Origin of the sequence: Streptomyces sp. CB03234 (genome assembly GCF_001905885.1) — a bacterium.
GTDB lineage: Bacteria > Actinomycetota > Actinomycetes > Streptomycetales > Streptomycetaceae > Streptomyces.
Window position 1 is genome coordinate 456,325 of record NZ_LIYH01000003.1, and the last position, 14,254, is coordinate 470,578.

Sequence of the window (14,254 nt, forward strand, 5' to 3'; positions counted from 1 at the left end):
CTTCGCTCCCACTCTTCGATCCGGGGATCGCTCATGGATGCCATCACCGCAGGTCTCGGCGTGCTCATCGCCGTGGTCCTGCTCATCGCCGTCGCCATGCTGTTCGTGATCAGCCGGCTGTTCCGCAAGGTGGAACAGGGCAAGGCGCTGATCGTGTCGAAGATGCGGAAGGTGGACGTCACCTTCACCGGGCAGGTCGTCCTCCCGGTTCTGCACAAGGCCGAGGTCATGGACATCTCGGTGAAGACCATCGACATCTCCCGCACCGGCCGGGACGGCCTGATCTGCCGCGACAACATCCGCGCGGACATCCGCATCTCGTTCTTCGTACGGGTCAACAAGACCGTCGAGGACGTCATCAAGGTCGCCCAGGCCATCGGCACGGCCCGCGCCAGCGACCAGGCCACCTTGCAGGAGCTGTTCAACGCCAAGTTCTCCGAGGCGCTGAAGACGGTCGGCAAGCAGCTCGACTTCACCGACCTCTACACCAAGCGCGATGAGTTCCGCGACCGGATCATCCAGGTCATCGGCACCGATCTGAACGGCTACAGCCTGGAGGACGCGGCCATCGATTACCTGGAGCAGACGCCGCTCGCGCAGCTGGACGCCTCCAACATCCTCGACGCGCAGGGCATCCGGAAGATCACCGAGCTGACGGCCGTCGAGCACGTGCGCACCAACGAGTTCCGGCGCACGGAGGAGAAGGAGATCACCCGGCAGAACGTCGACGCCCGGGAATCCATCCTGGAGCTGGAGCGCCGCCAGGCCGACGCCGAGATCAAGCAGAAGCGGGAGATCGACACCGTACGGGCCCGGGAGGAGGCCGAGACCGCCCGGGTGGTCGAGGAGGAGCGGCTGCGCGCGCAGAGCGCCTTCCTCAGGACCGAGGAACAGCTGGGCATCCAGCGGGAGAACCAGGCCCGCGAGGTCGCCGTCGCGCAGAAGAACCGCGAGCGGGTCATCGCCATCGAGAACGAGCGCATCGAGAAGGACCGCCTCCTCGAAGTCATCGCCCGCGACCGGGAGACGGAACTGACCCGCATCTCCGCCGAGAAGGAGGTCGAGGCCGAGCGCCGCGAGATCGCCGAGGTCATCCGCGAGCGCGTCGCGGTGGACCGTACGGTCGCCGAGCAGGAGGAGTCCATCAAGAAGCTCCGCACCGTCGAGGAGGCCGAGCGCAAGCGGCAGGCCGTGGTCATCGCCGCCGAGGCGGAGGCGCAGGAGCGGCTGGTCAAGGACATCAAGGCCGCCGAGGCCGCCGAGCAGGCCGCGGTCCACCGGGCGGCGGAGGAGCTGACCCTGGCGGAGGCGCGCCACAAGGCCGCCGACATGGACGCGCTGGCGAAGGTCCGGCTCGCCGAGGGCGTCCAGGCGGAAGCGGCGGCCGAGGGCCTGGCCGCCGTCCAGGTACGGGAGAAGGAGGCCGACGCCATCGAGAAGGCCGGCCGTGCGGAGGCTGAGGCGGCAGAGGCGCGGCTGCGCGCCGAAGCGGTCGGTACCCGCGAGAAGTTCAGGGCCGAGGCGGCGGGGCTCACCGAGAAGGCGGCGGCCATGGCCGCGCTGGACGAGGCTTCCCGTACCCACGAGGAGTTCCGGCTGCGCCTGGAGGCGGAGAAGGACATCCGGCTGGCCGGCCTGGACGTCCAGCGGCAGGTCGCCGAGGCGCAGGCGACGGTGCTGGCCACCGGGCTGGAGAGCGCCGACATCACCATCGTCGGCGGGGAGTCCGCCTTCTTCGACCGGATCGTCGGGGCGATGTCGCTCGGCAAGGGCCTCGACGGCTTCGTCCAGCACTCGCAGACCGCTCAGGCGCTGGCCGGACCGTGGCTGGACGGCTCGGCCTCCTTCACGGAGGACCTGACGAAGGTGCTGGGCTCGGTGTCCACCGCCGACGTACAGAACCTGACCGTGTCCGCCCTGCTGATGAAGCTCATGCCGGAGGGGTCCGGGCAGCTGGACGAGCTGATCGGCAAGGCGCGGCAGCTGGGCCTGGCCGACATGCCGGTGGCCGAGCCGGCGGGGCTCAACGGCGTCGCCGCGACGAGCTGACCGAACGGTCCCAAAAGTTTCCGGAGCTGCCGCGCGGGGGGCGGCGGCTCCGGAATTCACCACATACGTGAGGGAGTTGCACAGTGACAGGGACCGGGACGGGAAGCGGCCTGGACGCCGGTACGTACGAGGTGCTGCGCGACCGGCTCGATGCCCGGGCCGGCGAGCTGGCCCGCCGTACCGAGGCCCTCAACACCGCCCGGATCGCGGCCTTCGGCGCCACCGGGCTCACCCTCGCCGCCACCGACCACCTCCGCACGGAACGGGACCTCCTCGCCCGCGACATCGTCGCGGTCGGTGATGTCCTGCTCGTCGGATACGAAGCGCCGTCGGCCGATGACGTCTTCGCGCTGTACGACCGTGACCTGAACCGTCTGAGGGACGACGCGGTGCCCGGACTGCTCGACGACCCCGCGTTCGTCAGCGAGTTCGCCGCGCTGCACCGCTACTTCCAGGGGGCGCGGCTGCTGCGGCTGCGCCACGTGGACGGCAAGCTGCTGGCCGTGTTCCGGACAGGGGCCCGGGCCGAGGACATCCGTGTCCTGCGCTGGTCCCTCGCCCCGTCCGGCGACGTGCGGTTCCTCGACGCCCACGGCGAGCGCGACCACGTCCTCCCCGCGCCGTACGACGTCCACTGGACGGAGACGACCCGGGACGACCACGTCCTCGGGCGCCACCCGCACATCGCCGTCGCCGGCGGTACGGTCTTCGTGTCGACGGTGGGCGGCATGCTCACCGTCAAGACGGAGAACGACACGGAGACCGGCGAGGGCGTCTTCAGCGAGCCGGTCGACGAGCCCCTGCAGTCGCCGGCGGACGCGGAGGTGGCGTACGCGGTCGTCGGCGTCCTCGTCCTGCTGCGGGTGCGGCCCTACAAGGAGGAGACCTGGCGTCACCTGGTCTTCCACACCCTCACCAAGTCGGTGGTCCGGCTGGACGGCATCGGGCTGTCCTGCCGCCGCCTGCCCGACGACCAGGGCATCGTCTTCCCCGGCGGCCACTGCCTGGCCAGCGGCACCGTGAAGACCTTCGACGCCGACACCTCCGGCATGGCGTTCGAGCGGGCCGTCCGCTCGCCCAACGGCGAGGACGTGCTGTACGCGTTCCACGCCGGCGCGGCGGGCCGCACGCTCCTCCTCTCGTACAACCTCATCCGCAAGGAGGTCGCCGCCCCGATCACGTGCCGGGGCTACGCGCTCCTCGACGACGGCACGCTCGCGGCGCTGCGCGACGCGGAGTCCGACGAGCCCGCGCGCGTGCACCCGGTGCGGCTGTGGCGGACGCCGTACGTCTCCGGGGCCGTCCCGCAGGGGGACGGGCCGCTCGCCCGCATCGGCAACGCCGACCTCGTCCGCGGCATCTCCGACTGCCTGGGCATCGCCCGCCAGGTCGCCGAGACCACCGCCACCGGCGAGATGTACGCCGCGCTGGTCGCCGCCTGCACCCGCACGGCCGACCGCTTCCCCTGGCTGGGTGACGCGGAGACGGGCGATCTGCGCACCCCGCTGGAGGAGGTACGGGCCGCCGCCGAGCAGGTGCTGAGCGAGTTCGAGACCGTACAGGCCCTGTCCGCCCAGGCCGCACAGGCCCTGGCCGAGGCCGCGGAGGACCTGCGGCGGCTGGTGCGGCGGATCCGTGGTGAGGCACCGGTCACCGCCGAGGAGTGGATCGAGCGCATCACCGAACTGCGCCGGGCCCGGGGCCGTCTGGTGACCGTGAAGGAGATGGGGTACGCGGACACGGATGCCGTCGACGCGCTCGCCGAGGAGGCCGGGACCCACATCGCCTCCACCGCTCGGCGGGCGGTCGACTTCCTCCGGCGCGACGACGCCTTCACCACCCAGCACGAGCAGGTGGAGCGGCTCACCACCGACGCCGGGGCGATCGCCACGACCGCCGAAGCCGCGACGGTCACCGAGAGGCTGGACGCACAGGTCCTCGGCCTCCAGGCCCTGACCGAGGTGGTCACCGGACTGGACGTCGGCGACGCGACCGTACGCACCACCATCCTGGAGCGGATCTCCGAGGTGCTGGGCGGCCTGAACCGGGTCCGCGCGATCCTCGCCGCCCGGCGGCGGGAGCTGCTCGACCAGGAGGGGCGGGCGGAGTTCGCGGCCGAGTTCGCGCTCCTCGCCCAGTCCGTCACCGGAGCGCTGGCGGCGGCCGACACCCCGGAGGCCTGTGACGCGCAACTCGCGCGGCTGCTGCTCCAGCTGGACAACCTGGAGTCGCGGTTCGCCGACCACGACGGCTTCCTCACGGAAATCGCCGACAAGCGCGCCGAGGTCCAGGACGCCTTCGCCGGCCGCAAGCAGACGCTCCAGGACGCCCGGGCCCGGCGCGCCGAGCGGCTCGCCGCCTCGGCCGGACGGGTCCTGGAGACGATCGCCCGCCGGGCGGCCGGCCTGGACAGCGCCGACGAGGTCACCACGTACTTCACCTCCGACCCGATGGTCGCCAAGGTCCGCCGTACCACCGGTGAACTGCGCGAACTCGGCGACCAGGTACGGGCGGAGGAGTTGGAGGGCCGGCTGAAGGCCGCCTGCCAGGAGGCCGGGCGGGCCCTGCGGGACCGTACCGAGCTGTACGCGGACGGCGGTGACACGATCCGGCTGGGCGCGCACCGGTTCGCCGTCAACACCCGGCACCCGGAGCTCACGCTCGTACCGGACGCCGACGGGGGGATGGCGTTCGCGCTCACCGGCACGGACTACCGGCGCCCCGTCACCGACCCCGGCTTCGCGGACACCCGCCCCTACTGGGACCAGCTCCTGCCGTCCGAGAACGCCGACGTCTACCGTGCCGAACACCTCGCCGCGCGGCTCCTGGCCGAGCACGGCGCGGCAGCCCTCGCCGGGGCGGACCTTCCCGGCCTCGCCCGGCGGGCCGCCGAGGCGTCGTACGACGAGGGGTACGAGCGCGGCGTCCACGACCACGACGCGGCTGCCGTTCTCGCCGTGGCGCTGGAGCTGTACGAGCGGGCGGGGCTGCTGCGCCACCCGGCCGCGGACCGTGCGGCGGCCCAGCTGTTCTGGGCGCACGGGACGACACCCGGCCGGCGTGCGGCGTGGGCGCGCGAGGCCGTGTCGCTGGTGCGGGCCAGGGAGACCTTCGGGACGGCACCGGCGCTGGACGCGCTGCGGGGCGAGCTGGCCGACGCCGGGGCACTGAGTGGTTCCGCGGCCGAGTACCTGGTGGAGGAGCTGGCGACCGGGGAGTCCTTCGCGACCGGCCCGGCGGCCCGCACGCTGCTGGAGAAGTTCCGCCGGGCGGTGGGCTCGTCGCCGTACGCCGAGGACGTACGTGCCCGGCTCGCCGACGGGGACGTGGCCGGCGCGCGGCGGCTGGTGGAGGGCTGGCTGGTCTCGTACGCCGCCTCCTGCGGCGACGACGCCGACGCCGGCGATGTGGCCGAGGCCGTGGCGATCGAGGTGTGCCCGGACGTGGACCGCTACGAGGTCGACGGCGCGGTCGCCGCCCGGGTGGAGGGCCTGCTGGGCACGCACCCGCGTATCGAGCGGGGCACCTTGACGCTGCGGCTCGACGAATTCCTGGCCAGGACGGGTGACTTCGCCCGCCGGGTGGTGCCCGGCTTCCGCGCGTACCAGCGGCGCCGGGCCGCCCTCGTGGCCGCCGAGCGGCGACGGCTGCGCCTGGACGAGTACCGTCCGCGCGTCATGTCCTCCTTCGTACGGGGCCGCCTCGTCGACGAGGTCTACCTGCCGCTCATCGGCGACAGCCTCGCCCGGCAGATCGGAGCCGCCGGCGACGCCAAGCGGACCGACACCGGCGGTCTGCTGCTCCTCGTCTCACCGCCCGGCTACGGCAAGACGACGCTCATGGAGTACGTCGCCGACCGCCTGGGCCTGCTGTTGGTGAAGGTCGACGGACCGGCGCTGGGGCACGGCGTCACGTCCCTCGACCCGGCGGAGGCGCCCGACGCCACCGCCCGCCGCGAGCTGGAGAAGATCGACTTCGCACTGGCGGCCGGCAACAACGTGCTGCTGTACCTGGACGACATCCAGCACACCTCGCCCGAACTGCTCCAGAGGTTCGTGCCCCTGTGCGACGCCACCCGCACCCTGGGCGGCCACGACCTGCGCGGCAAGCGCTTCGCCGTCTGCATGGCCGGGAACCCCTACACCGGGTCCGGGCAGCGCTTCCGCATCCCCGACATGCTCGCCAACCGCGCCGACGTATGGAACCTCGGTGACGTCCTGACCGGCAAGGAGGACGCCTTCGCGCTGAGCTTCATCGACAACGCCCTCACCTCGAACCCGGTCCTCGCGCCGCTGGCCGGTCGGGACCGTGCCGACCTGGACCTGCTGCTGCGCCTCGCCGCCGGGGACCCCACCGCCCGCCGCGACCGGCTCGGCCACCCCTACGCGCCCGCCGAGCTCGACCGGATCCTCGCGGTGCTGCGCCACCTGCTCGCCGCCCGGGAGACGGTCCTCGCAGTCAACGAGGCGTACATCGCCTCCGCCGCCCAGTCGGACGCCGACCGCACGGAGCCACCGTTCCGGCTCCAGGGCTCGTACCGCACCATGAACAAGATCGCCGCCCGGGTCTCCCCCGCCATGAACGCGGCCGAACTGGGTGCCGTGATCGACGACCACTACACGGCCGAGGCCCAGACCCTCACCACCGGTGCCGAGGCCAACCTGCTCAAGCTCGCCGCCCTGCGCGGCACGCTCACCGCGGAGCAGCACGCCCGATGGGCGGCCGTCACCTCGGCGTACGTCCGCGCCCAGGCCCTCGGCGGGCCCGGCGACGACAGCCTCGGCCGGGCGGTGGCCGCGCTGGGCCTGCTGGCCGACCGGGTGGCGGCCGTCGAGACCGCGATCACCCGCGCCGCGGACCCCCGCCACCTGCTCAGCCGCCCCGCCGCCCACCACCCGGCCGGCCCCCGAGCCGTTCAGCCGTCGTCCGGAAGCAGCCGCGGCGGCAGCGAGCCGCCGCCGTGACGGGCGGACCGCGTCAGCGGGGCGAGGTCGGTCGGGGCAGCCGGAACATCAGCGCCCACATCACGGCCAGGGCGGCGATGACGTACCAGATGCTGCCTGCGAAGGCGCTGGTCACGGTGGCAGTGCGGTGTGGACGATGGAACCGTCGAGCGCATTCATCAGCTCGGCGACCAGCACCACGACCAGGGTGATGGTGGCAGCACGGCCGGCCCTTGTGGGGCGTGGACGACCGTGGGCATGGGTGTCGGTTGACACGAAGGGGATTCCTGTTCGCGTACGGAGGAAAGGGCAGGGGCAGGCCTGGGCATGCCCCGTACGCCCACAGCGCGACAGGGGAAAGCAGGGTGCGACGAGCCCAGGCCATCGGGAGCACCGCCGTCGAGGCATACGTCAGAAGCCCGCCGTGGCGGACAACCGGAAAGAGCGCCTCAGAACGAGCGGCTACTTGGCCTGGGAGGTACGTCACCACCTCGAAGCACAGCGCCGGACCCCGGAATGGGCACCGACGGAACGGCAACAGGCTAGACGATGCTTCCGCGTTTCCTCAGCCTTCATCGGGGATCAGCCGCGGTGAGACCGAGGGTACGCCGCGACGTCCTTCGGGTCTCTGGCCGAGATCACCGCGCTGCCGTGCTTGGCCGCGGCCAGCTCGCCCCAGGCGTCCACCGCGTCGGGCTTCTTCTCCGGCGTGGGGGCGGCGTGGCCCAGCACGGTACCGATGCGGCGCCAGTCGGTGATCTCAGAGCCGTCTCGCACCCGATGCGCTCCAGCCCGACCCGTCCGACTCGAGTATCCCGTGGTGTCAGCCCGCTGTGCCGTTTGGCGTCAGTTGTCGCACGCGACGGTCGAGCTCGCGCCGGTAGAAGTCGATGAACCCGTCGGGGTCGGGCCCGGCGTTCTGCATGACGAGCCGGTCGAAGCCCGCGTCGACGAACTGCTGCGCCACCTCGATGTACCGGTCCGGTTCGGTACCGCATGCGAACTTCTCGAGGATGTCCTCCTCGCGCACAGTCGTGGTGGCCGCGTCGAAGTTCACCGGATTGGGCAGTTCGCTCATCACCTTCCATCCGGTCACGGCCCAGCGTGATGTCTCCAGGGCGGCCTTCGCGGCCGTGCGTTCGTCTTGGGCCCAGGCCATGGGCACCTCCGCGTAGCGGGGCCCACTGCCGCCGGCCGCACGGTACTGCTGCACGATTTCCAGCTTGTCCTCGGTGGCGAACAGGCCGTCGCCCAGCTCCGCGGCGATACGGGCCGATGCCTTGCCGCTCGCGGCAACGGCGATGAGGGGAAGTTCCTCGGGCAGGTCGAACACCCGGGCGTCCTCCAGGCGCAGGTGCTTGCCCTCGTACGAGCGATATCCGCCTTGCCACAGCAGCCGGATGATCTCCACTGCTTCCCTGAGCATTTCGTGCCGCGTGCTGACGGCATCAGGGAAACCGCGGCCCACGACGTGCTCATTGAGACGCTCCCCGGACCCCAGGCCGAGCACGAAACGGCCGTCCGACACCAAGGCCAGAGTCGCGGCCGCCTGAGCGATGACGGCCGGGTGGTAGCGCACCGTGGGGCAGGTCACGCCGGTCGCCAGGCCGATACGGGAGGTTTTCGCCGCGATACTGCCCAGGACGGTCCAGGCGAACGGGGAGTGCCCCTGGTTGTCGAGCCACGGGTGGAAGTGGTCGCTGATCTCGATGAAGTCGAACCCCGCCTCCTCGGCCAGAACCGCCTGACGCACCAGTTCAGCCGGCTCGAAGGCCTCTGCGGCCAGCTTGTAGCCAATCTGCATCATGTTCTCCTCTGCATCGACCTTCGGTCCGCGCAGAGGTACCCGGAACGACGATCCGCATAACGGAGCCAAACCGGTCGGACATGGGCTCCCGCACCCGGCGGCGGGCGTAGGGGCGCGTTCTTCCGCGGGTTCTTCGTGCCGCTGCGCCACCGCGACTTCCGGTGGGTGTGGTTCTCACGGATCCTGCTGACCTTCGGTTACACCGTGTCGACCACCTTCGGCCTGTTCATGACGCGGAGCGAGCTACATCACGCCGGTCCTCGACATCACCGAGGCCACCCGGCTGTTTCCGCTGCTCACCGTCGCCTCGATGCCGGGCACCGTGGTGGCCATGCCGCTCGCCGGGCGTGCCTCCGACAGCCTCGGCCGCCGCAGGCCGCGACCTCGGCGTAGCCGCCCTCGGCACGAACCTCGGACAGGGCCCTCGGTCCGGTACTGGCCGGTCAGCTGATCGCGCTCAGCGTCTGATCAGCGAGCAGCCCTTCCGTGTCCGCTCGTGATCGCTGCCGAGGCATCGCGAGAAGAGTGAGGTGGAGCAGCGCGTGCTGCCGACGCTGACTCGGGCGAGGGAAACGATCAGTCCCCGTCCGGGATCAGCCGCAGCGAGACCGAGTTGATGCAGTAGCGCTGGTCCGTCGGCGTCGGGTAGCCCTCGCCCTCGAAGACGTGCCCGAGGTGCGAGCCGCAGCGGGCGCAGCGGACCTCGGTGCGCACCATGCCGTGGGAGCGGTCCTGGATCAGTTCGACGGCGTCGGTGTCCTTCGGATCGTAGAAGGACGGCCAGCCGCAGTGGGACGCGAACTTCGTGGTGGAGGTGAACAGCTCGGCGCCGCAGGCGCGGCAGGAGTAGACGCCCTCCGTCTTGGTGTCGGTGTACTCACCGGTGAAGGGGCGCTCGGTGCCGGCCTCACGGAGGACGTGGTACTCCTCCGGGGACAGCTCCGCACGCCACTGCTCGTCCGGCTTCTCGACCTCGTACGCCATCTGCTGCTCCTCAGTTCGACAGGCGGGCGAGGATCTGGGGACCGAGGTCCGTGACGTCGCCCGCGCCCATCGTGAGAACGAGATCGCCGGGCCTGGCCATTCCCGCGACGACGTCCGGGACGGTGTCCTTGTCGGACACGGCGGTGACGTCGGCGCCGGCGGCGCGGGCCGCGTCGATGATCAGGGCGCTGGTGACGCCGGGGATCGGGTCCTCGCGGGCCGGGTAGATGTCGAGGACGGCCGAGGCGTCGGCGAGGGCGAGGGCCTGGCCCATCTCCTTGCCCAGCTCCTGGGTGCGGGAGAAGAGGTGCGGCTGGAAGACGACGAGGAGGCGGGAGTCTCCGGCGGCGCCGCGCATGGCCTCCAGGTCGGCGGTCATCTCGGTGGGGTGGTGCGCGTACGAGTCGATGACCTGGACGCCCGCGGCCTCGCCCTTGAGCTGGAGGCGGCGGCCGACGCCGGTGTACGCGGTCAGGGCCTGGGCCAGGGCGGCGGGGTCGATGCCGGTGCGGGCGCCGGCGGCGAGGGCGGCGGCGGCGTTGTGGGCGTAGTGGCGGCCGGGCACGGAGACGGTGAAGGTGTGCTCGGTCCCGTCGAGGGCGACGGTGACCTCGCTGGTCATGCCCTTGGGCGTGATGGCGAGGATCCGGGCGTCGGAGTCGGCCGACTCGCCGACGCGGATGATCGTCAGGTCGTCGCGGCCGGCGACCCGGCGGGCCAGTTCGCGGGCGCCGGCGTGCTCGCCGACGACCAGGGTGCCGCCCGGGCGGATCTTGGCGACGAACGCCTCGAAGGACTCGTAGATCTCGTCCATGGAGGCGTAGTTGGCGTGGTGGTCCAGCTCGACGTTGAGGACGATGGCGACCTCGGGGTCGTACTTCTGGAAGCTGCGGTCGCTCTCGTCCGCCTCGGCGACGAAGATCTCGCCGTCGCCGTGCAGGGCGTTGGTCCCGGGCCCGGCGAGGTCGCCGCCGATGGCGTACGACGGGGCGAGGCCCAGCTCGGTGAGGGCGACGGCGAGCATCGAGGTGGTGGTGGTCTTGCCGTGCGTGCCGGCCACGGCGATGGCGCGCAGCCCGGTCATCAGGGCGGCCAGCGCGTCGGAGCGGTGGACGACGGGGATGCCCAGCTCGGTGGCGCGGGCCAGCTCGGGGTTGTCGGCGCGGATGGCGCTGGAGACGACGACACAGCTCGTCGTCGCGGCGACGTGGTCCGCGGCGTGGCCGATGTGGACGGTCGCGCCGAGGGCCCGCAGGGACGCGGCGGTCTCGGACTCGCGCGCGTCACTGCCTGCGACCTCGGCCCCGCGCTGGGCGAGGATCTTGGCGATGCCCGACATTCCGGCGCCGCCGATGCCGATGAAGTGCGGCCGTTCCATGGCAACGGGAATGGCGGCGGCTGGGATGGCGGGTGCCATGCGTGTGTCTCCCCGGGTGTGACGTCGTACGTGAGGGGCCCAGCCTATTCGGTGTCCGGCTCGTCGTTGTGCGCGAAGAGCTTGAGCACCGGTACGCCGACCTTGTGGCGGGCGCGGGAGGCCCAGTCCCGGTGGAAGAACTCCTCCACGTAGTGGGGCTTGGTCAGCACGATCACCTCGTCCGCGCCTGACTCGTCCACGACGGCCTTCAGCTTGTCCAGCGGGTGGTCCTCGACGACCTGTCCGACGGCGTCGCAGCCGGCGTCGCGCAGGGCGAGCAAGGAGTGTTCCAGCCCTTGCTGGGCGGTGAGCCTGGCGGCCTTGCCCTCGGGCTCCTCACCCTCCTTGACCGCCTCTCTCAGCTCGCCGAGGGCGACGTCGTCGATGGCCCGCAGCAGCACGACCTGGTCGCCGCGCGGCTGCATCAGAACGATGAAGGACATCCTCTCGTCCCCGTGGAGGGTGGTGACGAACTCCACGTCCACGGACGACAGCGGCTTCTCGATCATCAGAACGCTTGTGAACACCTGGGAGCCCTTCTGCGGAAACCATCCTTCCCCGTGTCCGCACGGGGACTGCGAGAGTAAGTCTGCCCACCGGAAGCTAACCGGAACGGATAATTCCGCCGATTGGTCAGGTCCGGGTGTAACGGGTGAAAAGGAATCCGTCCTCCTCCAGTACGGAGGCGAGCGCGAACCGCTCCGGAACCGCGAGGGACGGCCCGCCCGTGATCCGCTGGGCGTCCCCGGCGGTCAGCAGCGGCGCCACCGTCAGGCACAGCTCGTCCAGCACACCGGCCGCCACCAGCCGTCCCAGCAGGCGCGGCCCGCCCTCCGTCAGCTGGCGCGTCAGCCCGCGCCCGGCCAGCGCCGCGAGCGCCCGCCCTGGCTCCACACCCGGCCCGTCGCCGGCCACGATCACCACCGCGCCGGCCTCCTCGGCCGCCCGGACACGGTCCGGCGGCGCCGCCGCGCCGGTCAGCAGCAGCGTCGGGACGAGGGGCGCGGTGAACAGCGGGGCGGCGAAGTCCAGCTCCAGCGAGGCGCTGACCACCGCGATCGCGGGCGCCGGGCTCTGTCCGGCCGCCGCCCGCCGGGCCGCGAAGGCCGCACGCGCGCGTGCCGGGCGGTATCCCTCCCGCCGTACCGTTTCGGCACCGACGATCACCACATCGGCCAGGGCGCGCAGGGTGCCGAAGATCCGCATGTCGGTGTCGGACGAGAGGGGCTGGGACCGGCCCTCGTGATGGGCCGCCCCGTCCAGGGACGACACCATGTTGGCGCGCAGCCAGGGACCGTCCTGGGGGTACGCGTAGGCCTCCGCCAGCTCGTCGAGGGACCACTCGCGGTCCCCGGTGGTGCGTGTCTGGTCGGTCACAGGAAGCAGGCGTCGCATGCCGTGCAGTCTGGCACGGCGATTAGAGTGAGTGACTGTGTCGACCAGTGCCATGACCGAAGCGGCCCCGCTGTCCCTGTGCGCCCGCGAGCCGCACGTCCCGGCCGACCGTCTGGTCGCCGAGATGGTGCCGCCGCCGCGCTTCGACGCGGTGCGCTTCGACACGTACATCCCGGACCCGAACCAGCCGAGCCAGACCCAGGCGGTCGAGGTGCTCAGCGCGTTCGCCGCCGGGCTGGGCGGCGCGCACGCGACCGGCGCGGGGCGGCGCCGCTGGTTCCAGAGGAAGGCGGCCGCGCCCACCGCGCCGCGCGGGGTGTACCTGGACGGCGGGTACGGCGTCGGCAAGACCCACCTGCTGGCCTCCCTGTGGCACGCCACACCCGCCGAGCCGTCCCTGAAGGCGTTCGGCACGTTCGTGGAGCTGACGAACCTGGTCGGCGCGCTCGGCTTCCAGCAGACGGTGGCCACCCTCGGCGGGCACCGGCTGCTGTGCATCGACGAATTCGAGCTGGACGACCCGGGCGACACCGTCCTGGTGTCGACGCTGCTCGGCAAGCTGGTCGACGCGGGCGTGGCCCTGGCCGCCACCTCCAACACGCTGCCGGGCAAGCTCGGCGAGGGCCGGTTCGCCGCGGCCGACTTCCTCCGGGAGATCCAGGGCCTGTCCGCCCACTTCCGCCCGCTGCGCATCGACGGCGAGGACTACCGCCACCGCGGCCTGCCCGAGGCCCCGCCGCCGTACGCCGACGAGCAGGTGACGCAGGCGGCGTACGCCACCCCGGGCGCGTCGCTCGACGACTTCCCGCACCTGCTGGAGCACCTGGCTCGGGTGCACCCGAGCCGGTACGGCGCCCTGACGGACGACGTGCGGGCGGTGTGCCTCACCGGCGTACAGCCCGTGCCGGACCAGTCGACGGCGCTGCGCCTGGTGGTGCTGGCGGACCGGCTGTACGACCGGGAGATCCCGGTGCTCGCCTCGGGGCTGCCGTTCGACAGGCTGTTCAGTGACGAGATGCTGAACGGCGGGTACAGGAAGAAGTACTTCCGGGCGATCTCGCGGCTCACCGCGCTGGCGCGCGACGCGAAGGGGCTGGTGGCGCAGTAGGTTTGGGTGGCATAACCCATTTGGGGTTGTTCATCGTCCGAAGGGAATTCGGCATGGCCACCACGCGTCACGCGCACACCGTCTGGGAAGGCAATCTCACCGAGGGCTCGGGGACGGTGTCCCTCGACTCCTCCGGCATCGGCACGTACCCGGTCTCCTGGCCCGCCCGCGCCGAGGAGCCGAACGGCAAGACCAGCCCGGAGGAGTTGATCGCGGCCGCCCACTCCAGCTGCTTCTCGATGTTCCTCTCCGGCTCCCTCACCAAGGCCGGGAACCCGCCCGCGCGCCTGAACACCAAGGCCGACGTGACCTTCCAGCCCGGCAAGGGCATCACCGGCATCCACATCACCGTGGAGGGCGAGGTCCCGGGCCTGGACGAGGCGGGCTTCTCCAAGGCCGCCGAGGAGGCCAAGGCGGGGTGCCCGGTCAGCCAGGCGCTCACGGGCACCGAGATCACCCTCACCGCCAAGCTCGTCTGACGCACGGGTCGCATGAGGCGGCGTGGCCCGCACTGTTCACGTGTAACCACACCCCGTGATACACACGTGCGG

The 14,254-nt window shown here is 71.8% G+C and carries 11 protein-coding genes; 4 read left to right on the top strand and 7 right to left on the bottom strand.

Translation table 11 applies throughout. The features are described 5' to 3' along the window. Positions 1 to 33 precede the first annotated feature (33 nt). Both AMK26_RS15260 and AMK26_RS15265 read left to right on the top strand, forming a co-directional pair. A complete protein-coding gene (locus AMK26_RS15260) occupies positions 34 to 2,049 on the top strand; it encodes an SPFH domain-containing protein (RefSeq protein WP_073755161.1) in 2,016 nt (671 codons plus the stop codon). Positions 2,050 to 2,132: 83 nt separating this feature from the next. Then, a complete protein-coding gene (locus AMK26_RS15265; protein ID WP_073755162.1) occupies positions 2,133 to 7,013 on the top strand; it encodes a DNA repair ATPase in 4,881 nt (1,626 codons plus the stop codon). A 111-nt stretch (positions 7,014 to 7,124) separates the two neighbouring features. On the opposite strand, the gene AMK26_RS36985 is transcribed toward AMK26_RS15265, so the two are convergent. From AMK26_RS36985 to AMK26_RS15295, 7 genes are all read right to left on the bottom strand, one after another. After that, positions 7,125 to 7,268 carry a hypothetical protein gene (locus AMK26_RS36985; RefSeq protein ID WP_158071119.1) on the bottom strand — a complete coding sequence of 48 codons (144 nt, stop codon included), beginning with the start codon at positions 7,266 to 7,268 and terminating at the stop codon, positions 7,125 to 7,127. Between the two features lie 306 nt (positions 7,269 to 7,574). Beyond that, a complete protein-coding gene (locus tag AMK26_RS15270) occupies positions 7,575 to 7,769 on the bottom strand; it encodes a hypothetical protein (RefSeq protein ID WP_073755163.1) in 195 nt (64 codons plus the stop codon). A 46-nt stretch (positions 7,770 to 7,815) separates the two neighbouring features. Next, positions 7,816 to 8,796, bottom strand: a complete 981-nt coding sequence (locus AMK26_RS15275; RefSeq protein ID WP_073755164.1) for a TIGR03557 family F420-dependent LLM class oxidoreductase — start codon at positions 8,794 to 8,796, stop codon at positions 7,816 to 7,818. A 579-nt stretch (positions 8,797 to 9,375) separates the two neighbouring features. Beyond that, positions 9,376 to 9,783 carry a peptide-methionine (R)-S-oxide reductase MsrB gene (gene msrB / locus AMK26_RS15280; protein ID WP_073755165.1) on the bottom strand — a complete coding sequence of 136 codons (408 nt, stop codon included), beginning with the start codon at positions 9,781 to 9,783 and terminating at the stop codon, positions 9,376 to 9,378. 10 nt (positions 9,784 to 9,793) lie between these two features. Beyond that, positions 9,794 to 11,200, bottom strand: a complete 1,407-nt coding sequence (gene murC / locus AMK26_RS15285) for a UDP-N-acetylmuramate--L-alanine ligase (RefSeq protein WP_073755166.1) — start codon at positions 11,198 to 11,200, stop codon at positions 9,794 to 9,796. A gap of 44 nt (positions 11,201 to 11,244) precedes the next feature. Then, positions 11,245 to 11,727, bottom strand: coding sequence for an indole-3-glycerol phosphate synthase (locus AMK26_RS15290; RefSeq protein WP_073755167.1), 483 nt, complete (start codon positions 11,725 to 11,727; stop codon positions 11,245 to 11,247). A gap of 106 nt (positions 11,728 to 11,833) precedes the next feature. Then, complete coding sequence (locus AMK26_RS15295; protein WP_073755168.1) at positions 11,834 to 12,595, bottom strand: pyrimidine reductase family protein; 762 nt, start codon at positions 12,593 to 12,595, stop codon at positions 11,834 to 11,836. A 52-nt stretch (positions 12,596 to 12,647) separates the two neighbouring features. Here AMK26_RS15295 and zapE point away from each other — a divergent pair, with 52 nt between their 5' ends. Continuing rightward, a complete protein-coding gene (zapE, locus tag AMK26_RS15300) occupies positions 12,648 to 13,703 on the top strand; it encodes a cell division protein ZapE (protein ID WP_073755169.1) in 1,056 nt (351 codons plus the stop codon). Positions 13,704 to 13,756: 53 nt separating this feature from the next. Then, positions 13,757 to 14,182, top strand: coding sequence for an OsmC family protein (locus tag AMK26_RS15305; RefSeq protein WP_073755170.1), 426 nt, complete (start codon positions 13,757 to 13,759; stop codon positions 14,180 to 14,182). The last annotated feature ends 72 nt before the right edge of the window (positions 14,183 to 14,254 follow it).